This window comes from Neiella holothuriorum, from assembly GCF_019457915.1.
Taxonomy (GTDB): Bacteria; Pseudomonadota; Gammaproteobacteria; order Enterobacterales; family Neiellaceae; genus Neiella; species Neiella holothuriorum.
The window spans coordinates 1-20083 of the sequence record NZ_JAHZSS010000006.1 but is presented as its reverse complement, the minus strand read 5'-3'; the positions used below and the strand labels follow the sequence as shown (position 1 = coordinate 20083).

The 20083-nt window shown below is 50.4% G+C and carries 17 protein-coding genes, 2 tRNA genes and 1 pseudogene; 2 read left to right on the top strand and 18 right to left on the bottom strand.

All coding sequences use genetic code 11. The annotated features are described in order from the left end of the window. Positions 1-39: 39 nt before the first annotated feature. The 11 genes from K0504_RS06725 to leuS form a co-directional block, all read right to left on the bottom strand. Positions 40-1224, bottom strand: a complete 1185-nt coding sequence (locus K0504_RS06725) for a D-alanyl-D-alanine carboxypeptidase family protein (protein WP_220103411.1) — start codon at positions 1222-1224, stop codon at positions 40-42. A 79-nt stretch (positions 1225-1303) separates the two neighbouring features. After that, the gene (locus tag K0504_RS06720; RefSeq protein WP_220103410.1) at positions 1304-2221 is read right to left on the bottom strand and encodes a septal ring lytic transglycosylase RlpA family protein; all 918 of its coding nucleotides are present in this window, start codon (positions 2219-2221) and stop codon (positions 1304-1306) included. Next, on the bottom strand, positions 2221-3237 hold the full coding sequence (gene mltB, locus K0504_RS06715; protein ID WP_220103409.1) for a lytic murein transglycosylase B: 1017 nt from the start codon (positions 3235-3237) through the stop codon (positions 2221-2223). The genes K0504_RS06720 and mltB overlap by 1 nt, the downstream gene beginning before the upstream one ends. After that, positions 3234-4361, bottom strand: a complete 1128-nt coding sequence (gene rodA, locus K0504_RS06710; RefSeq protein WP_225918010.1) for a rod shape-determining protein RodA — start codon at positions 4359-4361, stop codon at positions 3234-3236. Before rodA ends, mltB begins: the two co-directional genes overlap by 4 nt. Then, entirely contained in the window at positions 4358-6253 is a 1896-nt protein-coding gene (mrdA, locus tag K0504_RS06705; RefSeq protein ID WP_220103408.1) for a penicillin-binding protein 2, read from the bottom strand. Before mrdA ends, rodA begins: the two co-directional genes overlap by 4 nt. A gap of 11 nt (positions 6254-6264) precedes the next feature. Next, positions 6265-6735 carry a 23S rRNA (pseudouridine(1915)-N(3))-methyltransferase RlmH gene (gene rlmH / locus K0504_RS06700; protein WP_220103407.1) on the bottom strand — a complete coding sequence of 157 codons (471 nt, stop codon included), beginning with the start codon at positions 6733-6735 and terminating at the stop codon, positions 6265-6267. A 3-nt stretch (positions 6736-6738) separates the two neighbouring features. Then, positions 6739-7056, bottom strand: a complete 318-nt coding sequence (rsfS, locus tag K0504_RS06695; RefSeq protein ID WP_220103406.1) for a ribosome silencing factor — start codon at positions 7054-7056, stop codon at positions 6739-6741. Between the two features lie 69 nt (positions 7057-7125). Next, positions 7126-7779: a nicotinate-nucleotide adenylyltransferase gene (nadD, locus tag K0504_RS06690; protein WP_220103405.1), complete on the bottom strand. Its 654-nt coding sequence runs from the start codon at positions 7777-7779 to the stop codon at positions 7126-7128. A gap of 19 nt (positions 7780-7798) precedes the next feature. After that, positions 7799-8848 (bottom strand): DNA polymerase III subunit delta, encoded by a 1050-nt coding sequence (gene holA / locus K0504_RS06685; RefSeq protein WP_220103404.1) that lies wholly within the window; start codon positions 8846-8848, stop codon positions 7799-7801. A gap of 33 nt (positions 8849-8881) precedes the next feature. Continuing rightward, positions 8882-9361, bottom strand: coding sequence for an LPS-assembly lipoprotein LptE (locus tag K0504_RS06680; protein WP_220103403.1), 480 nt, complete (start codon positions 9359-9361; stop codon positions 8882-8884). Between the two features lie 72 nt (positions 9362-9433). Beyond that, a complete protein-coding gene (gene leuS, locus K0504_RS06675; RefSeq protein WP_220103402.1) occupies positions 9434-12010 on the bottom strand; it encodes a leucine--tRNA ligase in 2577 nt (858 codons plus the stop codon). Between the two features lie 192 nt (positions 12011-12202). Between leuS and K0504_RS06670 the strand changes: the two genes are divergently transcribed. Next, positions 12203-12724 (top strand): zinc ribbon-containing protein, encoded by a 522-nt coding sequence (locus tag K0504_RS06670; protein WP_220103401.1) that lies wholly within the window; start codon positions 12203-12205, stop codon positions 12722-12724. A 10-nt stretch (positions 12725-12734) separates the two neighbouring features. Here the strand turns inward: K0504_RS06670 and lnt are convergent, their stop codons facing one another. From lnt to miaB, 5 genes are all read right to left on the bottom strand, one after another. Further along, positions 12735-14282 carry an apolipoprotein N-acyltransferase gene (lnt, locus tag K0504_RS06665; RefSeq protein WP_220103400.1) on the bottom strand — a complete coding sequence of 516 codons (1548 nt, stop codon included), beginning with the start codon at positions 14280-14282 and terminating at the stop codon, positions 12735-12737. 1 nt (position 14283) lies between these two features. Next, on the bottom strand, positions 14284-15165 hold the full coding sequence (corC, locus tag K0504_RS06660) for a CNNM family magnesium/cobalt transport protein CorC (RefSeq protein WP_220103399.1): 882 nt from the start codon (positions 15163-15165) through the stop codon (positions 14284-14286). 22 nt (positions 15166-15187) lie between these two features. Continuing rightward, positions 15188-15655 carry an rRNA maturation RNase YbeY gene (gene ybeY, locus K0504_RS06655; RefSeq protein WP_220103398.1) on the bottom strand — a complete coding sequence of 156 codons (468 nt, stop codon included), beginning with the start codon at positions 15653-15655 and terminating at the stop codon, positions 15188-15190. Then, positions 15655-16731, bottom strand: a complete 1077-nt coding sequence (locus K0504_RS06650; protein WP_220103397.1) for a PhoH family protein — start codon at positions 16729-16731, stop codon at positions 15655-15657. The genes ybeY and K0504_RS06650 overlap by 1 nt, the downstream gene beginning before the upstream one ends. 65 nt (positions 16732-16796) lie before the next feature. Then, entirely contained in the window at positions 16797-18227 is a 1431-nt protein-coding gene (gene miaB / locus K0504_RS06645; RefSeq protein WP_220103396.1) for a tRNA (N6-isopentenyl adenosine(37)-C2)-methylthiotransferase MiaB, read from the bottom strand. Between the two features lie 209 nt (positions 18228-18436). On the opposite strand from miaB, the pseudogene K0504_RS06640 reads away from it, so the two are divergent. Then, positions 18437-19630: pseudogene (locus K0504_RS06640) on the top strand (FAD-dependent oxidoreductase); the annotation flags it as partial. A gap of 189 nt (positions 19631-19819) precedes the next feature. Here the strand turns inward: K0504_RS06640 and K0504_RS06635 are convergent. Together K0504_RS06635 and K0504_RS06630 are read right to left on the bottom strand one after the other, a co-directional pair. Continuing rightward, a tRNA-Gln gene (locus tag K0504_RS06635) sits at positions 19820-19894 on the bottom strand. A 112-nt stretch (positions 19895-20006) separates the two neighbouring features. Next, a tRNA-Gln gene (locus tag K0504_RS06630) sits at positions 20007-20081 on the bottom strand. Between the last annotated feature and the right edge of the window lie 2 nt (positions 20082-20083).

Here is a 20083-nt window from a genome sequence, read left to right as displayed (position 1 = left end):
CGCCTACTGGCGGCTTTTTAGCAAATTAAATACTTTGCTTTAGCTCGTTAGATTGTGAATAAACAGCAAGATGTGATCGATGAGCTTACTCATCCAACCGGCTTCTTCCACATCGTGCAGCGCAACGAGCGGATAGGTCGCAATATCTTCACCATCTAAAGTGACGTGTACTACGCCAAACTCTTGTCCTTTTGTCACTGGCGCTTCAGGGCGAGATGTTAGCTCAAAATCGGCTTTTAGGTTTTTGCGCTGGCCTTTTGGCAAGGTCGTCGCAACGGTTTCCAAGACACCCAGTTCAACGGACTCTTGCGTACCAAACCAAACCCGTTCTTCGGCAAAGACTGTGCCCGGATCGTATGGCACCACGGTTTCAAAGAAGCGGAAACCATATTGCAGCAATTTGCGGTTTTCGGCGTTACGGGCGCGAGTGCTGTCGGTGCCCATGACCACGGCAACCAAGCGCATGTCGCCTTTCACTGCGGATGACACCAAGCTATAACCGGCTTCATTGGTGTGGCCGGTTTTGATGCCGTCTGCACCGAGATCTTTATCCCACAGCAAGGCGTTGCGGTTAAATTGCTCGCGTCCATCCCAAGTGTAACTTTTCTCTTTGTAGATGGCGTATTCTTCTGGCAAATCACGGATCAAGGAGACACCCAAGGTGGCCATGTCACGTGGCGTGGTGTAATGCTCCGGGTGATCAAGACCGTGGCTGTTCATGAAATGCGAACCACTCATACCTAAGTGTTCGGCATAAGCATTCATCATGTCAGCAAACGCATCTTCTGTACCGGCTAGGTGTTCAGCCACCGCGATACAAGCGTCGTTACCGGAAACCACGATGATGCCTTTATTCAGCTCTCCCAAAGGCACTTCGGTATCGACCTGTACGAACATCAAGGATGAGCCGCGTAACTCGGCATTAGTATAAAGCGAAGCATTGGGGCCAATTTTGACCATGTCTTGTTCGGTGACATTGCCGTTTTTAATTTCGGTGCCGATGACGTAGCTGGTCATCATTTTGGTCAAGCTGGCAGGGGCCAAACGGCCATCAGCGTTGTGCTCAACCAGCGTGCGGCCTGTTAAGTAATCGACCAAGACGTAGCCTTTGGCATTGACCTTTGGCGGATCAGGCGTCACAACTGGCGCAGCAAAAGCGACACATGAAGTTGCTAAAGCAACCAGACCTGCGGTTAACGAACGAATTGTTGTGTGCTGAGGCATAGCTTATTTCTAGGTTTAGGAATTTAGGATGTGTGAGTGAACGCTAGCATAACATGACTTATATCAAATACGCTTCGTTTCATTGATAGACCTTAAAAGCCGAAGAAAATTCACCTTTTTTTAATATTTCCAGCAATTTGTCTGCCGCAACTTCATCTGCAAAGGGGCCGAGCTGAATTTTGTGTAAATTCTGTTCAGTAACCGTGCGGCCCGTTTGCTCGAAAATGGAGGATAACTGTGTCACCAAGGCGTCTGCTCGTTGCTTATCTTGCGTTGCTGCCACTTGAATAAACCAGTGAGTTGAGTTGGTCACTACGGGATCGAGCATTGGAGTGAAGGCAGATGCTACCTGTGAGGTTACAGCAACATGAATGGGCAATGTTGGCTTTGCTTCCGCAGCCTGTTGGTCGAGCAACGCCATGATGGGATCGGACTGCTGCCAAGGCGGTGTTACGGTAATGGCTTCAATTTTAACTTTGGCGGTGCCGAGCTTCAGCATGTCGAGCTTATAAGCCGCGGCATATGATAAATCGATGATCCGGCCTGAGTGGAATGGCCCTCGATCATTCACGCGTACAATGACCTGCTTCCCTGTGTCGAGTCGAGTGACTTTCACAAAGCTAGGTAACGGTAAGTTTTTATGAGCGGCAGACATGGCGTACATGTTGTAGATTTCGCCATTACTTGTTTTATGGCCATGAAACTTATTGCCATACCAACTGGCATTGCCCAGTTCACTAAAGCCATCGGCTGAGTCCATGACTTTGTAGTGCTTACCCCGGACTTTATAGTTGCTATTGCCGCCGCGAGATTTTGGCTCGTAGGCGGGCATTGCATCGGGAACTTGTGACACATCAACCGGGCTGGCTGGGGCGCTGTCGTCAAGTTGCTGATAGCGTTTGGCCTGATAACGATCTGAGGCGCTCATATTGCTGGCGCAACCAGCCAGCAATATGGCGCTCAATAAACAGGCGTATGATGCCGCAGGCTTTATCATCAATTGGCGACTTGTTTGGCCTGCCACGCAGCTTCAATTTGCTGACTTAAACGATAAACGGCCATGGCATACAGTCGGCTGTGGTTGTAGCGGGTGATCACGTAAAAGTTATTGCAGCCGAGATAATGTCGGTTGATGTTCTCATCTTGAGCCAGCGGGAATAGCATCACCTTATCGTTGTCACTCAAATGCTGGCTGGTGACAATGCCGGCGCCACGAACGTCGCCCCATGAGTGTTTAATCTTGGTATCGGTTTGAACAAATTTTTCAGCCGCTGGCGTAAGCGTCACCTCATCGACTAGGCAAGTTCCAGCCTGCCAGCCATGTTCAGCAAAGTAATTGGCAACGCTGCCAATGGCATCTTCGGGCGAATTGAGTAAATCGCGCTGGCCATCACCATTAAAGTCCACGGCGTAGGCGCGGTAGCTTGAGCTAATAAATTGCGGGAATCCCATGGCACCAGCGTAAGAACCATAAATGGTTGCTGGATCCCAGCCTTGCTCGTAGCTCAGCGCAAGGAAGTGACCGAGTTCTGAGCGGAAAAACTTAGCGCGCTTCGGGTAATGGAAACCCAGCGTATAGAGCGAATCCAGAACTTTCTTATCGCCTTTAAAACGACCAAAGTAGGTTTCTACGCCAATGATGGCGGCAATAAATTGCGGTGGCACGCCATATTGTTGCTCGGCGCGAGCCAACACCTGTTGGTGTTGCTGCCAGAACTCAACGGCTTGCTCGACTCGCTCAGGCTTAAGAAAAATGGTTTGATATTGATACCAAGGCTTCGCTTCCCAAGGCGTGGTAATGCGCTCAATAATCTCCGGATTAAATTGCGCGGCTTTGACCTGAGTGCGGATCCAACGCTCATCGAGTTGGTAGCTACTGACCACTTCATTAATAAATGCGTCATCAATTGTATTGCTAGCTGCTGTATGCGCCGAAAATGCAGCCAGACTGGCACAAACTGATAACCCGATGGAACGCGCCCAGCTTGGCAGGCGAATCGTCGAAAAGTTCATATAATCATCCGTCGGTGGGTGTGAATGCCCATTAAGATGCCAAAGCCAGCTAGCAATGTCACCATCGAAGTGCCGCCGTAGCTGACCAGTGGCAATGGAACGCCAACAACCGGCAAAATGCCAGAAACCATGCCGATGTTCACGAATACGTAAACGAAAAAGGTGAGGGTAATGCTGCCGGCTAACAAACTACCGAACGTGGTTTGCGCATTGGCAGCAATGTACAAACCGCGCACCACGATGAGCAAATAGAGCGATAACAGCAATAACACGCCGGTCAGACCAAACTCTTCACTGAATACTGCGAAAATAAAGTCGGTGTGACGCTCTGGTAAAAACTCTAACTGCGATTGCGTACCGTGCAGCCAACCTTTGCCGCTAAAGCCGCCCGAGCCAATTGCAATTGTCGACTGAATAATATGGTAGCCACTGCCAAGTGGATCGCGTTCGGGATCAAACAAGGTCAATACGCGCGTTCGTTGGTAATCGTGCATGAGGTAAAACCACAGCACCGGCAGAAAGCTTGCGAGCGCAACTGCACCTGCGAATATTAATTTCCAACTCACGCCGGCTAAGAAAATCACAAACACGCCGGATGCAGCAATCAGCAATGACGTCCCTAAGTCAGGCTGGCGAGCAATGAGTAGCGTGGGAACTAAGATCACCACAAATGCGATGACCACGCGGCCAAAGCGGGCGGGCAGGGCATCATTCGCAAGAAAGTGAGCCGCTGCGATGGGAACAATTAATTTCATGATCTCGGATGGCTGAAAACGCATAAAACCGAGGTCAATCCAACGCTGAGCACCTTTGCCTACAACCCCCACAACCAGCACGGCCACCAGTAGTAAGGTGCCAATCACATAAATGGGGTAAGCCCAGCGGCGATAATTTTCAGGGTTGATTTGGGCCAGTGCGATCATGACGAAAAATGCCACGCCTAAGCGCACGATTTGTCGAATGGCCAGATCTAAATCTTGGCCGCCAGCGCTATAAATAACCATCAGACCCACGGCCATCAGCACCATTAACAGCATTAGCAAATAGGCGTCGATGTGAAGCTTAAACCACACGCTAGGTTTGCGCATTTGCGCTTCGAGGCGTTCAACAGAGCCGAAAATCATGGCACGGGAATTCCAATGGGTAAGTTACTTTCAAAGCCAGTCGTTTCAACATAGTGATCGATAATGGCTCTGGCAATAGGCGCCGCATTACTTGAACCACCACCTTGGTTTTCGGTGGCGACCGCGACTACGATTTGCGGGTTATTGAGCGGCGCGAAAGCAACAAACATCGCATTATCATGTTTACGCTTGTTGAGCTTTTCTGCGTCATATTCTTCATCTTGCTTAAGACTGAACACCTGCGCCGTGCCCGATTTACCGGCAGATATGTAGCTCGTGTTAGCAAATGCCTTGCGGGCAGTGCCGTGTTCGGAATGGTTGACTCGACGCATGCCTTCAATCGCTTCATCCCAATAGGTATCGCGATTCAACACCACTGGCGGGCGTTGATCGGCCGGCAAGTTGATATTGCCGGTATCGGTTTGAATCGATTGTACGAGGCGCGGCGTGTAGTTTTTACCATGGCGAGCCATGATGCCAATGGCGTGCGCGAGCTGCAGTGGCGTGGCGGTCCAGTAGCCCTGACCAATGCCGATATTGACGGTGTCGCCTAAATACCACGGCTGACCGTGGCGAGCACGTTTCCAAGCGCGCGATGGCTGTACGCCTGCGCTTTCTTCACGGATATCAATGCCGGTGTACTCGCCAAAGCCAAACTGGCTGGCAAATTCATCAATTTTGTCAATGCCGAGCTTGGTGGCAATGTCGAAAAAGTAGATGTTACATGACTGCTCGATGGCCGATTGTAAATCAACCCAGCCGTGGCCCCACTTCTTCCAGTCGCGATATTTACGTTTCACACCATCAATTTGGAACCAGCCCGGATCCCAAATGCGAGTTTCTGGGGTGACAATGCCTTCATTGAGCGCCAGTAGCGACAAAATGGGTTTGATGGTGGACGCTGGAGGGTACTGGCCTTGCGTCGTCCGGTTAATGAGAGGGCGATCGTCCGAGTTAAGCAGGGCGCGGTACGCTTTACTGCTAATACCATGAACAAACGGATTGGGATCGTAGCTGGGGGCAGATACCAGTGCCAATACGCTACCGTCACGTGGATCGAGCGCCACCACTGCGCCGCGTTTATCGGTCAGTAATTCTTGTGCTTTCAGCTGCAATTGAATATCAAGGCTGAGCCGCAAATCACTGCCGGGCTCCGGTGGCTCAAAATTAACGGTGCGGGTAATACGGCCGCGGTTGTTTACCTCAACTTCTTGATAACCAACGGAGCCATGGAGCATGTCTTCGTAATAACGCTCAATGCCTTGTTTGCCTATATCGCGAGTCGCTTTGTAGTTGGCGAGCTTGTCTTCTTGATCGAGCCGCTCTAGATCGCGTTTGTTGATTTTTGCCACATAACCCACAGCATGAGTAAAGGCATCGCCAAACGGGTAATGGCGTTTTAAGCGAGCCTCAACATAAACACCTGGGTAATGATGTTGATTCACGCTTATTTGGGCGACTTCTTGCTCTGACAAACTTTCTTTTAGCGGAATTTTTTTGAAGCGGCGACTGACTCGCGATTGTTCCAGAAACTTCTGCTGACGCTCTTCTGAAATACCAAGTAACTGCGCAAGTGCGGCAACAGTTGCAGGGAGATCGGTAATTTCTTCAGGGACTAATTCAAGTGAGTAAACCGGCCGGTTGTCAGCTAATAACACACCGTTTCGGTCGTAGATTAAGCCGCGGTTTGGCGCGACTGGCAGCACCCGAATACGGTTGTCGTGAGAGCGTGTATTAAAGTCTTCATGGCGGGTGACTTGCAGCTTATACAAGTTGGAGATCAGCATGGCAATCAACAGCACAACCACCAACAAGGCGACAACGGCTCGACGGTAAAATAGTGAGGATTCGGCCTGCCGATCTCGAATGGTTATGCGTTTACGCGCCGCCATACTTGTCTCTGTTATTCCCGATGATAGGGGTGATTGTTCAACAGGCTCCAGGCCCGATACAAGCTTTCAGCGATAATGACGCGTACCATGGGGTGGGGCAATGTTAGATTCGACAGAGACCAACGCTGCTCTGCGGCGCTGATGCATGCCGGAGCAAGCCCTTCGGGCCCGCCAACGAGTAGACTAACGTTACGACCGTCCATCTGCCAACTGGCTAACTGCTTGGAAAGCTGAGGGGTGTCCCATGGCTTACCGGTAACCTCTAGGGTCACGATACGATTGCCTTTCCCCACAGCGCTGAGCATGCGCTCGCCTTCTTGTGCCAAGATGCGCGCGATGTCAGCATTCTTGCCACGTTTACCTGCGGGAATTTCAGTGAGTTCAAAGGTACAGTCGCGAGGGAAGCGACTTTGGTAGTCGCTAAACGCGGCGGATACCCAGGCGGGCATGCGTTGACCGACCGCGATTAACTGCAGGCGCACCCGTTAGCTCCAGAGTTTTTCCAGCTGATAGAATTCACGCGCGTTCTCCTGCATTACATGCAGAACTACATCACCTAAATCTACCAGCACCCATTCGCCTTCGTCTTGTCCTTCCAAACCTAGCGCTGGCATTCCAGCATGTTTGGCTTCCGTTGCCACGTGTTCTGCGATGGACTGGACGTGACGCTTGGAATTCCCCGAACAAATAATCAATGTGTCGGTGATGGTGCTGCGCTTGGCAACATCCAACGTCATAACGTCTCGGCCTTTCATGTCGTCAACTTTATCAACGATGAAATCAATCAACTCTTTACCGTGCAACTTGCTCTCCTGCGAATGAGTTTTTATTAACCCTATAAGCGTAACAAATTTAGCTTCAATGCGTCAGCGCTATTGGCGATAAAGTTGATGGTTAGCGATATATTGCACAACCGATTCGGGTAACAAATCGAGATCAATTGTGCCATGACTGAGGTGTTGGCGAATTTGAGTGGAAGAGACAGGCCACAACGGATTGTTTAAGCACAGGATATGGCCACTCAATTTGCCATTTAACTCACTAATACCTGATTTCTGATGCTGGGCAAGTAATTCAGCCTCAATGCCTTTGGTTGGTATGGCATCGCCAGGGCGCTGGCAGATCACTAAATGACACAAGTCGAGCAATTGTTGCCAACGCGACCACTGACTCAACGAAGCGAATGAGTCCATGCCCATCACGAAATAGATGGCGTTATCGGGTTGCTGCTGGCGAATGGTGAGGAGGGTATCTACCGAATATGACGGCTGTGAGCGAGCAAGCTCAATGGGGTTCACATCAAGCTGTGTGTAGTTTGCAATGGCTGCGTTAACCATCGCCAATCGGTGCTTGGCATTGACCATGGGCGTTTCTTTGTGGGGCGGCACATGGTTTGGCAATAATTGCATGACGTCGAGGCCAAGCCGCCGTTGTACGTAAGTGGCTAACTCGAGATGGCCATTGTGGATGGGGTTAAACGTACCACCCAGCAGGCCGATGTGTTGGATTGGGTGTTTGATAGCCATGGCTGTGAGGTTCCGCTAATTACGTTTGGTCAGCCGCGAGCAGCCAGTCGGCTGTGGCGTTTGGAGCCATCAGCAATTGACAGCACTGCTCTATGAGCGGCCAGCTAGCTTGCGGATCGGCTTGCGCACCTTTGACATTGCGTTCAAGGCGCGCCACCAACATTAAGGCTTGTTGTAATTGCTGTAGCGATAACTTGGCCAGCGCTTGCTTTACCAACGGTTGTCGCGATGGCCAGATACGAAATTGCTTGAACAGTTTGGCTTGTGCCGCTGGTTGTTGGCTAAGTTGCGCGAACTGACTTATTTCGCGGCTTAATGCCCAACAAACCACGACGGGCTCGGCACCCTCATCACGCAATTGGCTTAGCATGTGACTTAATTCGTGGTGATTACCGGCAAGTAAGGTGTCGGTGAGTTGAAACACATCAAAGCGCGATTGATCGATCAGCGCTTGATGCAATTGTTCAACGGAAATAGGAGCTGAGCCGTGCAGCAGCGCTAGTTTTTCTAGCTCTTGGCTGAGCGCCATTAAGTTCCCTTCATGATGCTCTTGCAAATATTGCACAGCATCTGGCGGCAATTGAACGCCACAACTACGGGCTCGCTGCTGGAGCCAGCGAGTCAGACGCTCTCCGGTTGGCACGGTAATGGACACCGTGACGGCAAATGCGGCTAACGCTTTAAACCATTTGCTGTTTTGTTGTGCTTTTTCTAGCTTGCTGCCATGGCAGATCAGCAGTAAATCGGGGCTTGGCTGCTCGGCGTAATAATTAAAAATTTGGCTCGCGTCTTTGCCAATTTTGCCGTTACCTAAATCCACCACAATAACCCGGCGGCTTGCGAACAAGCTCATGCCCTGTAAAGCCTGAGTCAATTGCTCGGCACCATCGCTGGTATCTAAATAGAGACGCTCGACTTCTTCAAAGCCTTGCTGTTTTGCGGCTGCGACAATGGCAGAGACGGACTCGAATCGCTGCAAGGGTTCGTCGCCAAAAATCAGGTAAGCCGGTTGCAGCTGCTGGCGCAGCGCCTGCTCGAGTTGATTGGGGTAAATTCGGTTGGCTGCCATATGGTTAAGCCTGATTGCAGCGAGTGATGATGATCAAAGCGATGAGACTTTGGCGATGAGTTGATAGGCAATCTGCTTGCGCATTTCTTTGAGCAGCAATTCACGTTCGCGCTGCTTGGCAAGTGCCTGTCTTGGATCATCAAGGTAATCTCGCTGAACCTGCAGTTCGAGATTCTCGGGCGGTTTCTCGGCTCGCAAAACGGTGACTTTGAGTTTGTAAATGAGCCGGTATTCAGCCACTTGGCCATCAGGATAAACCGACAGATTGGCGCGTTCGAGTTTGTCTTGGCCTAACACCACAATCGGCGATTCATCGCTCGCGACCGGCAGTAAGGTAATGCCACTGTCTTTAAAACGCTTGGTTACTTCGCGAGTAATGGCAGAGTAGCTGTCTTGGCTTTGTAAGTGCAGTTGCTGAAATTCATCAGGCAGGGTGTAACTTCCGCGCAATTGAAAACCGCATGCGCTGATCATTGCGCAACATGCCAAAGTTAACATCCAGCGTTTTAACATTAAGTGCTCCTGCGGCGGCAAATTTTCAGTGGCGTTTAATTAGCGGGCTGCCAAGTGCAGCCCGACAGCTCATTAGTTTGCAACAATATTCAGTAGTTTACCCGGTACGTAAATAATTTTACGAACGGTTTTGCCTTCGGTGAACTTGCTCACATTGGCATCTTCCATTCCGGCTTGTTCTACCGCTTCTTTGGTGGCATCGGCGGCAACCGTAATTTTACTGCGTACCTTGCCGTTGACCTGAACCACAATGAGCTTCTCATCTTCGACCATGGCACTTTCATCAGCTTGTGGCCAGTCAGCGTTTTCGACGTTGCTATTGCCTAGTGCTCGCCACAACTCATCGCAAACATGCGGTGCGATTGGGTTTAGCATCAGTACAATCGCTTCGGCCGCTTCTGCTAACACGGCTTTGTCTTGCTCTGTGTCAGATGGCGCTTTGGTCAGGCTATTCATGAGTTCCATCACCGCGGCAATCGCGGTGTTGAATGTTTGACGACGGCCTAAGTCGTCAGACACTTTGGCAATGGTCTTGTGAACGGCGCGGCGCAGATCTTTTTGCGCTTTGTTAAGCGTTGCAACATTGAGTACCGGCGATTGCTCATAGGCAGCCACATCTTGGACAAACTTCCAAACGCGTTTCACGAAGCGGTGAGAACCTTCTACACCGGATTCTTGCCATTCCAGTGTGAGTTCTGGCGGCGCGGCAAACATCATGAACAAGCGCACGGTATCGGCGCCGAATTTTTCCACCATCATTTGTGGATCGATGCCGTTGTTTTTCGATTTCGACATTTTACTCATGCCGGCGTATTCAAGAGCTTGACCATCATTGCTGGTTGCTTTGGTAATACGGCCTTTGTCGTCTTTTTCCAAATCAACGTCGGTTGGTGAGACCCAAACTTGACCACCTTTTTCATCGGTGTGGTAGAAGGCATCAGCCAAAACCATGCCTTGACACAGCAGGCGCTTGAACGGTTCGTCAGAATTTACTAAACCAGTATCGCGAAGCAACTTGTGGAAGAAACGCGAATACAGCAGGTGCATCACTGCGTGTTCAATACCACCAACGTATTGATCGACTGGCAGCCAATAGTTAGCCGCATCTGAGTCCAGCATGCCTTCATCGAAGTTTGAGCAGCAATAGCGTGCGTAGTACCAGCTTGATTCCATGAAGGTGTCAAAGGTGTCGGTTTCGCGGGTCATCGGCTGACCGTTGATCTCAACCTTGGCCCATTCAGGATCGGCTTTGATTGGACTCGTGACGCCATCCATGACCACATCTTCGGGTAACACCACGGGCAGTTGATCTTCAGGCACTGGCACTGTGTTGCCTTCGGCATCGGTAACCATTGGGATCGGTGCGCCCCAATAACGCTGGCGGCTCACGCCCCAGTCACGCAAGCGGTAGTTTACTTTGCGCTCGCCGTTACCATCGGCTTCAAGCTTGCTAGCAATGGCGTTAAATGCCTGTTGGAAATCCAAGCCATCAAATTCGCCAGAGTTAAATAGCACACCTTTTTCGGTGTGAGCCGCTTCAGAAATGTCGACTTCTTCATCGGCAGGTTTAATGACGGCTTCAATGGGTAAACCATAGGCTTGCGCGAATTCGTAATCACGTTGATCGTGGCCTGGTACCGACATTACAGCACCCGTGCCGTAATCCATTAAGACAAAGTTAGCGACCCAAATTGGAACTTGTTTGCCAGTGAGCGGGTGGATGGCATAGAGACCGGTGGCAACACCTTTTTTCTCCATAGTTGCCATGTCAGCTTCGGCTACTTTGTTGTTTTTGCACTCATCAACAAAAGCGGTTAGCTCGGCATTGGCGGTTGCGGCTTTGGCCGCTAATGGGTGGCCTGCAGCAATGGCCACGTAGGTAACACCCATGACGGTATCGGGCCGGGTGGTGTAAATGTGCAATGGCTCGTCTTGACCTTCAACGGCAAACGCCATTTCAACACCTTCGGAGCGACCAATCCAGTTACGTTGCATGGTCTTCACGGTGTCAGGCCAGCCGTCGAGTTGATCGATATCGTTCAACAATTCTTCGGCATAGTCAGTGATTTTGATAAACCACTGAGGAATTTCTTTTTGTTCCACTAACGCACCTGAGCGCCAGCCGCGGCCATCCACCACTTGCTCGTTGGCAAGAACGGTTTGATCCACTGGATCCCAGTTGACTGTGGCCATTTTCTTGTAGACCAAGCCTTTCTCATACAGCTTGGTGAAGAACCATTGCTCCCAGCGATAGTACTCAGGCGTACAGGTGGCGAGCTCACGATCCCAATCGTAGCCGAAGCCCAGCATTTTCAGCTGGTTCTTCATGTAGTCGATGTTTTCATAAGTCCAAGGGGCCGGCGCGGTTTTGTTTTTTATGGCTGCATTTTCTGCTGGCAAGCCAAACGCATCCCAGCCAATGGGCTGCAATACGTTTTTACCTTGCATGCGCTGGAAACGAGCAATCACGTCACCTAGGGTGTAGTTGCGCACATGGCCCATGTGCAGGCGCCCACTTGGGTACGGAAACATTGATAGGCAATAGTATTTTTCTTTATCGCTATCTTCTTGAACGGTGAAGGTTTTTGCTTGTTCCCAAGCAGCCTGAACTTGCGATTCAATCTCGCGGTGGTTGTATGGCACGTCCATTAAGGGTTCCGTTGTTTAACTGTGAGCGCCGCTTCGAGCTGAGTTGTTATCACAATCGCTCGACCGACTTTGAAAATTTAAGGCCGCATAGGATACCGCATCCGTGATCCAGCCAACAAGACTAAACTGCCGCTTTATCTACACTGACTCATATAACTTAGAGCTCGTTAATCGAAGCGATGGGAGTGCGTCATGTCTGAATCGAAAAAATCCAACGATAAATCGCAGCAAAGTAATAATTATGATGTGTTACTGGGCAAGGCTGTTGAGTGGTTGAATCAAGAGCAACAGTTGACGGCAGCAGGATTAGATCGCTTCTTAGCGCGTTCGGCCGAATACCTGGGGGCGGCGAGTGATTTGACCAAAGATGAACTGAGCTTGATGCGCGATTACCTCAAGCGAGACATTCAAGCCTTTGCCAACTCCATGGATCCCGACTCCAAAAGCCATCCGCCATCCGTTTGGCTGACAGGGATCTCGCAGGGCATTTGGCACAATCTGATGGAAATTACCGACAAAACCCAATGCGAGTGGCGAGAACTCGCAGATGATCTCAAGCACGATGGCATTTACCGTAACGGTGATTACGTTGGCTTTGGTGTACTGCGTTGCTGCAACTGTCAGCATGTGTTGGAGGTTTACCACCCAACCCAGCTAAGTGGCTGCGCTAACTGTGGTGGTGACGAATTTGCTCGAGAGCCATTCGCGCCATAGACCGCTCTGGTTATTCGTGAGGGCGGCGGTAACGGCGCCACATGGCCGCTAAACACACCAAGCCTGCTAACATCAGAATGGGGGCATGACCGGTACGGGCAAACAGGGTTTGCCCGCGATATTGGCCAACTTCTGCAGTGAGCACGGCTTCGGTAAATTGCAACGCTTGAGTTTGAACCGAACCGTCGGCATCAATAATGGCGGTAATGCCATTATTGGTGGCTCGCAACACGGGCCGTGCTAGTTCTTTGGCCCGCATTTGGGCAATTTGTAAATGCTGATGGGGGCCAATCGAATCGCCAAACCAAGCGTCATTGCTAACGGTGAGAATAAAGTCGGTTTGCTCTTGTACATTCTGACGAACCTGCTCGGCGAATAATATTTCATAGCAAATGGCCGGTGCTAGTCGCCACCCGTTGGCTTCTAAATTGTCTTGAATGTAAGCGCCTCGGCTAAATGAACTCATGGGTAAATTGAACAAAGGGGCTAACGGGCGCAAGATGTCGCCGAAGGGCACGAACTCACCAATGGGCAACAGGTGATGTTTGCTGTAACGATTACTGTTGCCGTAGTAGTAACTGCTTTTTTCCAGCTCTGGCTGGCGTCGGCCCAGCACAATGAGGTTATTGAAAAACAGCTGACTGTAGGGCTGATAGTCGATAATCCCGGTGACCAACGCACTGCCTTTCCAAGCTAAGGTGGCGTCAATGTTTTGCAAAAAGCTTTGGGCCGACAGCTCAATGGCGGGAACCGCGGCTTCCGGCCAGATCAATAAATCATAGTCATAGTAAGGCCGAGTCATGTCTTGATACTTGCTCATGGTCGGCCATTGCTGCTCCGGCTCCCACTTCATACTTTGGGGAATATCGCCCTGAACCAAAGCAACATGCGCAAACTTTCCTGTTGCGTGCGGTACCGTTTGCAAGTTGGCCCACAAGGAGCCTGCAACAATGACGAGGAGGCTTGGCAAAACCCAAAGTAAATGACGCTTCACCAATGCATAACTGATTAATACCGCCAGGCAGGCAACAAGCCAGCCAATCCCTAACACGCCGATAAACGGCGCCCATTCAAACAGCCAACTACTGGTTTGGCTGTAACCCAATGCAAGCCATGGGAAGCCTGTTAGCAATTCGCCGCGCAGTACTTCGCCAACAATCCATAATGATGGGAAGAGTAAGGCATTAAACGCAGTTGCCGTTTCGCGGGTGAGTCGATACCAGAGCCAACAAGAAAAGGCGGTAAATAGTGCTAAGTAGGCGCACAGCAGTGCCATTAACAGCAGAGAAACCGCGAGGGGAAGGCCACCGAATGAGTCGATAGACACATGCACCCAACTGATGCCAACGGTGAACTGACCGAGGCCAAACGCAAAGCCGATGGTCATCGCCTGACGCCAAGACTGGCTCATGCGGAGAATACTAAACAAGCCCGTTATTGCCAGTAAGGCAACAACGGCATGATTAAATGGGGCGTAAGCAAGCGGATAGGCTGCGCCAAATAGCAGCGCAGCAAATGCGAGCAACCAACGTCGGTTGCCTGTAACAAGCGAGGTCATGTTAATCGCTAACGGTTTCTTGGGTTTGTTCTTTCAACACTTTAACCTGCAACTGTGACACTCTTCGTTTGTCTGTGGCCATGACTTTAAAGCGAAAGCCGTTGATCTTGATGGACTCGCCACGCTCTGGCATATGACCAAAGGCGTGAACCACCATACCGCCCACCGTATCAAATTCATCGTCGCTAAATTCTGCTTCAAAATATTGATTAAATTGGTCAATGGCCGTTAGCGCTTGTACGGAAAATAAACGCTTGCTGACTTGACGGATGGGTTCAATATCATCTTCAACATCATCGGTTTCATCTTCGATTTCACCAACAATGACTTCAAGAATATCTTCAATCGTCACCAAACCGGAAACGCCGCCGTACTCATCAATGACAATGGCCATGTGATAGCGGTTGGCGCGAAACTCTTTGAGCATCACATCAACGCGCTTGCTTTCTGGCACCACAACGGCGGGCCGGAGTACGTCTTCAAGACTAAACGGTTTGTCGTTGCGATCAAATGCGTAGGGCAGTAAATCTTTGGCCAGCAAAATGCCTTCGATATGGTCTTTGTCTTCACTGATCACCGGAAAACGCGAGTGGGCAGACTCCAGTACCGTTGGCATAAATTCGGCAACGGTTTGGCTCAACTCAACGGTGACCATTTGGGAGCGTGGGATCATGATGTCGCGAACGCGCAAATCATCCACTTCCAACACGCCCTCAATCATCTGGGCTATGTCGGTATCAAAAAGGCCATTGGATTGGGCATCTTTGATAATTTCGATGAGTTCTTGCTGATTTTTCGGCTCTGCATGGAATATTTGGCCCAGTTTCTCTAGCCAGCCTTTCGGCGCAGAGCCGCTGCTAGAGTGGGGATTATCGTCGCTCATGGTGTCCTGTTCTGCTGCTCAATCAGCGTTCGATATAGGGATCTGGAATCGTCAATAAGGCAAGAATGTCTCGCTCTTTTTGTTCCATTTCCTCTGCTTCATCGTCTTGTATATGATCATAGCCAAGTAAATGCAAGAGGCCGTGAATGACCATATGCGCCCAATGATTTGTCAACGGCTTATTTTGTTGCTCGGCTTCTTGCGCTACAACCTCGGCACATACTACCAAATCGCCCAATAATGGCAGGGTAATGCCCGGTGGCGCTTCAAACGGAAATGACAACACATTGGTTGGTTTATTTTTGCCGCGATAGGTGCTGTTGAGCGATTGGCTTTCAGCCGATTCAACCAAGCGAATCGTCATTTCTTGCGTTGGACTTTGAGCGGGCAGCAAGGCGTTTGCTGCCGTCTCAAGCCAGCGCTGAAAGTCTGCTTCGGTGGGCAAATCATCGCGTTCGCAAGCAATTTGCAAGTCGAGTTCGATGGCCATTAGGCGCCGGATTCCGCTGAGTTGCTTTGCGCTAACGCAGCCGCTTCGGCAGCGCGTTTCGCTTCTGCTTTTTTCTTAGCTTGTTGTTGATCATACGCATCATAAGCGCGAACAATGCGCTGTACGACCGGATGCCGTACCACGTCTTCGGCCATAAACATGTTGAAACTAATGCCTTCTACACCTTCAAGCACTTCAATGGCGTGTCGCAAGCCAGATTTTTGGTGCTTAGGTAAGTCGATCTGAGTGATGTCACCGGTGATCACCGCTTTGGAGTTAAAACCAATACGGGTTAGGAACATCTTCATTTGCTCCACTGTTGTGTTCTGGCTTTCATCAAGAATGATAAAGGCATCATTAAGAGTGCGGCCACGCATATAAGCCAATGGTGCGACTTCAATGACGTTGCGCTCAATTAAACGTTCGACTTTCTCAAAGCCCATCATTTCAAATAGTGCGTCGTACAGCGGGCGCAAATAGGGGTCAACTTTCTGGCTTAAATCACCGGGCAGGAAGCCCAATTTCTCACCAGCTTCAACTGCTGGGCGGGTGAGCAGAATGCGACGAATCTCTTGGCGCTCTAGCGCATCAACAGCGGCGGCTACGGCAAGGTAGGTTTTACCGGTACCTGCAGGGCCAACGCCATAGGCGATGTCGTGCTGAAGAATGTTCGCTACATATTGTGCCTGAGTCGGGCCGCGCGGGCGGATCACCCCACGTTTGGTTTTGATAAAGGTTTCTTTACTTTGCCAAGCATGCTCTGCAGCTTTGTCTCGTTGCTGCTCAAGGGCGTTACTTTCTTGGATTTCGAGGTGAACTTGCTCTGGCTCGATGTCACTGTAAACACCCTTCACCGGGGCGGTCTCAATGTATAAACGACGGAGCACATCGGCGGCAGCTTCAGCAGGAATGGCGGAACCAATCGCTTTGAATTGATTGCCGTTGTAGGCAATCTCAACGCCCAAGCGGCGCTCTAGTTGTTTGATGTTGTCATCAAAAGGGCCACAAAGGGCAGAAAGCCGGCGACTTTCGGCCGGCTCCAGGGAAAACTCAACAGTCGTTAATGTTTGACTCAATGTATGTTTGCCTTGTTTGTTTTACGTAGCTTGAGGCGGTTCGCGCCCCAAGCGCATTGAATGGCTTATGCGGTGGGGTCAAATACCACAGCGCCGTTGTTTGATTCTGCTTGTTGACGGCGAGCAAGGATCGCGGCCGGCGCAGTTTCAACTCGCAAGCCCATTTCGTCTTCACTGCGAATAAATTCGCCCCGTAATGAATTCGGGAACACATCGACAATTTTGACGTCGGCAAATTTGCCAATTAAGCGGTGGTCGCCTTCGAAATTCACCACTCGGTTATTCTCAGTACGACCGCGCAGCTCCATTGGATTTTTCTTAGATGGCCCTTCTACCAAAATGCGCTGCTCAGTATCGAGCATGTTGCGGGCTATCTTTTGAGCTTGCTGATTAATACGCGCTTGCAGAATATGCAGGCGCTGCTTTTTCTCATCTTCGGTCACGTCATCTGGCAAATCTGCCGCTGGCGTACCAGGGCGAGCACTGTAAATAAAACTGAAGCTGAGATCGTAGTCGATCGCTTTAATTAGGTTCATGGTGGCTTCAAAGTCGTCGGCAGTTTCGCCAGGATAACCAACGATGAAGTCGCTGCTCATGCAGATGTTGGGGCGAATTTTTTTCAAACGGCGGATCTTTGATTTGTACTCGATGGCGGTGTGGCCACGCTTCATCAGATTCAAGATTCGATCGGAGCCGGATTGCACCGGCAAATGTAAATGATCCACCAACTCAGGCACTTCGGCGTAAGCGTCGATGATGTCGTCTGTGAATTCAACCGGGTGCGAGGTGGTGTAACGAATACGATCGATGCCATCAATACTGGCAACCAAGCGGAGCAACTCCGAGAAATGACAAACTTCGCCATCGTGGGTTTCGCCGCGATAAGCGTTAACGTTTTGCCCCAGCAAATTCACTTCGCGTACGCCTTGCTCGGCAAGTTGAGCAATCTCATACAGCACGTCATCGAGCGGGCGACTGACTTCTTCACCGCGGGTATATGGCACCACACAGAACGTACAATATTTTGAACAGCCTTCCATGATGGAGACAAAAGCGCTTGGGCCTTCGGCACGCGGCTCTGGCAGGCGGTCGAATTTTTCAATTTCAGGAAAAGAAACGTCAACCACAGGCTCACCGGCTTGCGCGGCGGCAATCATTTCTGGCAAACGGTGTAATGTCTGAGGGCCAAAAATAACATCAATAATCGGTGCGCGTTGACGCAGATCGGCGCCTTCCTGCGAGGCCACGCAGCCGCCAACGCCAATCACTAAGTTGGGCTTTTTTGCTTTTAAGTCTTTCCAGCGGCCGAGTTGATGGAATACTTTTTCCTGCGCTTTCTCGCGAATGGAGCAGGTGTTGAGCAGCAACACATCGGCTTGTTCCGGTTCATCGGTGTATTCGTAACCGGAATTAGAGTTGAGGAGATCGGCCATTTTTGATGAATCGTATTCGTTCATCTGGCAGCCCCAGGTTTTGATATGTAGTTTTTTGCTCATTCGAGTAGTGGCCTTTAATACCGCTGGCTTGAAAAATAAGGTGGCGTATTTTAGCGCCTAGTTTAGCCGCTGACCATAGCTGTTTTGAATGAAAATCGTACAGTTGACGGCTGATCTGGCATTTAATCAATACAGGGCAACTGGTTAACGGGTGATTCGATGGGTAAATCAGGTAATAATGCCGTTAGCATTCGTTTCTAAAACAGGCTCGCATCATGAAATCTCAACAGGCACCCTGTCCCCATAAAACGACCCAAGCCTTAATTGTTGGCGGCGGAATGGTGGGATGTGCCACTGCGTTAATGCTCGCACAACAGGGCAAGCGCGTTACCATTTTGGAGCGGGCGGAGCCAAAAGCTATTTCAGCGCAATCGCCAATGGGACTTCGAGTCTCGGCGCTCAATCTGGCGAGTGAGAAATTACTCTCAGAGATTGATTGCTGGAACGACATTGTTGGCGTGCGAGCATGTCGATATCGTCGCTTGGCCGTGTGGGAAGATCAACTTGAGCCGGTCGAATTTCATGCCGACGATATCTCGCAAACTCATTTAGGCCACATTGTTGAAAATGATGTGGTGCAAATGGTGTTGTGGCAGCGTTGTTTGCAACATGAGCTGATTGATTGCCAATTAATTGGCTCAGTTGAGTCGCTCATGCAACAACATAACCATTCTGAATTGACCGTTGATGGCGATGTTTATCGTGCCGATCTAGTGATTGCTTGTGATGGTGGCCAATCGCGTATTCGTCAACTCGCAGGAATTGGCGTTGAAGGCTGGCAATACCAGCAACATGCGCTGGTTGTGGGCATCGATACTGAGCAGGCGTCGCAAGACATCACTTGGCAACAAATGAGTGCGACTGGGCCTAAGGCATTCTTACCGTTAGCTCAAGGAAAAGGCTCGCTGGTGTGGTATCACCACGCCGATGAAATTGCTCAATTAAAAAAGTTACCCCATCCGCAACTCCTGAGTGCGATCCGACAGGCTTTTCCCGACCAATTAGGCCACTTTGCCATTGAGCAGGTGGCGTCGTTTCCACTGACTCGCCAACATGCTCAAGCCTATGTTGACGGACGCGTTGTTCTGCTCGGAGACTCTGCCCACTTGATTAACCCGCTAGCTGGACAGGGCGTTAATTTGGGCTTTAAGGATGTGCGTGCGTTGATTGATGTGATGGCTGACGCTGATGAGGCTAACTGGGCCAGCGACAAGATCCTTACGGCTTATCAACGCCAGCGCAAGTTCGACAATTTAGCGATGATGTCGGCCATGGATGCGATTTATGCGACATTCAGCAACGCTCGGCCTAGCGTTAAAATCGCCCGCCAATTCGGTTTAAACCTCATCAATAAGCTGCCAATGGCCAAACGTTTGGCCACCCAATATGCGTGCGGCCTGTGAAGTAGATTCCGCGCCCACGCCTTTAGTCGCACGTTATGAAGCAACGCATTGCGTTATGTAAGGGCGCTAGAGTGGTGGGAGGGGGGCGGCGAGAAGTCGGAGCTTTTATGCTAGATCGCAATTGACTTATTGTGGCGTAGATAACAAGCACAAAAAAGCCCGCTCGAAAGAGCGGGCTTTTCACAAGAATGGCTGGGGTACCTGGATTTGAACCAGGGAATGGCGGCATCAAAAGCCGCTGCCTTACCGCTTGGCGATACCCCAACAAAACTGGGTCATTAAAAAAGCCTGCATCAGCAAGCTTTTTTATGGCAACTGCTCAAAAGTGGCTAAGCAAATTACCGGAATCAAGATGAGTCATCTCAATTCAAAATAGTGGCTGGGGTACCTGGATTTGAACCAGGGAATGGCGGCATCAAAAGCCGCTGCCTTACCGCTTGGCGATACCCCAAC

Bases quoted from the DNA above. Each gene is read 5' to 3' on its own strand.
- K0504_RS06725 (WP_220103411.1), bottom strand. From the start codon at position 1,224: ATGCCTCAGCACACAACAATTCGTTCGTTAACCGCAGGTCTGGTTGCT.
- K0504_RS06720 (WP_220103410.1), bottom strand. From the start codon at position 2,221: ATGATAAAGCCTGCGGCATCATACGCCTGTTTATTGAGCGCCATATTG.
- mltB (WP_220103409.1), bottom strand. From the start codon at position 3,237: ATGAACTTTTCGACGATTCGCCTGCCAAGCTGGGCGCGTTCCATCGGG.
- rodA (WP_225918010.1), bottom strand. From the start codon at position 4,361: ATGATTTTCGGCTCTGTTGAACGCCTCGAAGCGCAAATGCGCAAACCT.
- mrdA (WP_220103408.1), bottom strand. From the start codon at position 6,253: ATGGCGGCGCGTAAACGCATAACCATTCGAGATCGGCAGGCCGAATCC.
- nadD (WP_220103405.1), bottom strand. From the start codon at position 7,779: ATGGCTATCAAACACCCAATCCAACACATCGGCCTGCTGGGTGGTACG.
- holA (WP_220103404.1), bottom strand. From the start codon at position 8,848: ATGGCAGCCAACCGAATTTACCCCAATCAACTCGAGCAGGCGCTGCGC.
- K0504_RS06680 (WP_220103403.1), bottom strand. From the start codon at position 9,361: ATGTTAAAACGCTGGATGTTAACTTTGGCATGTTGCGCAATGATCAGC.
- leuS (WP_220103402.1), bottom strand. From the start codon at position 12,010: ATGGACGTGCCATACAACCACCGCGAGATTGAATCGCAAGTTCAGGCT.
- K0504_RS06670 (WP_220103401.1), top strand. From the start codon at position 12,203: ATGTCTGAATCGAAAAAATCCAACGATAAATCGCAGCAAAGTAATAAT.
- lnt (WP_220103400.1), bottom strand. From the start codon at position 14,282: ATGACCTCGCTTGTTACAGGCAACCGACGTTGGTTGCTCGCATTTGCT.
- corC (WP_220103399.1), bottom strand. From the start codon at position 15,165: ATGAGCGACGATAATCCCCACTCTAGCAGCGGCTCTGCGCCGAAAGGC.
- ybeY (WP_220103398.1), bottom strand. From the start codon at position 15,655: ATGGCCATCGAACTCGACTTGCAAATTGCTTGCGAACGCGATGATTTG.
- miaB (WP_220103396.1), bottom strand. From the start codon at position 18,227: ATGAGCAAAAAACTACATATCAAAACCTGGGGCTGCCAGATGAACGAA.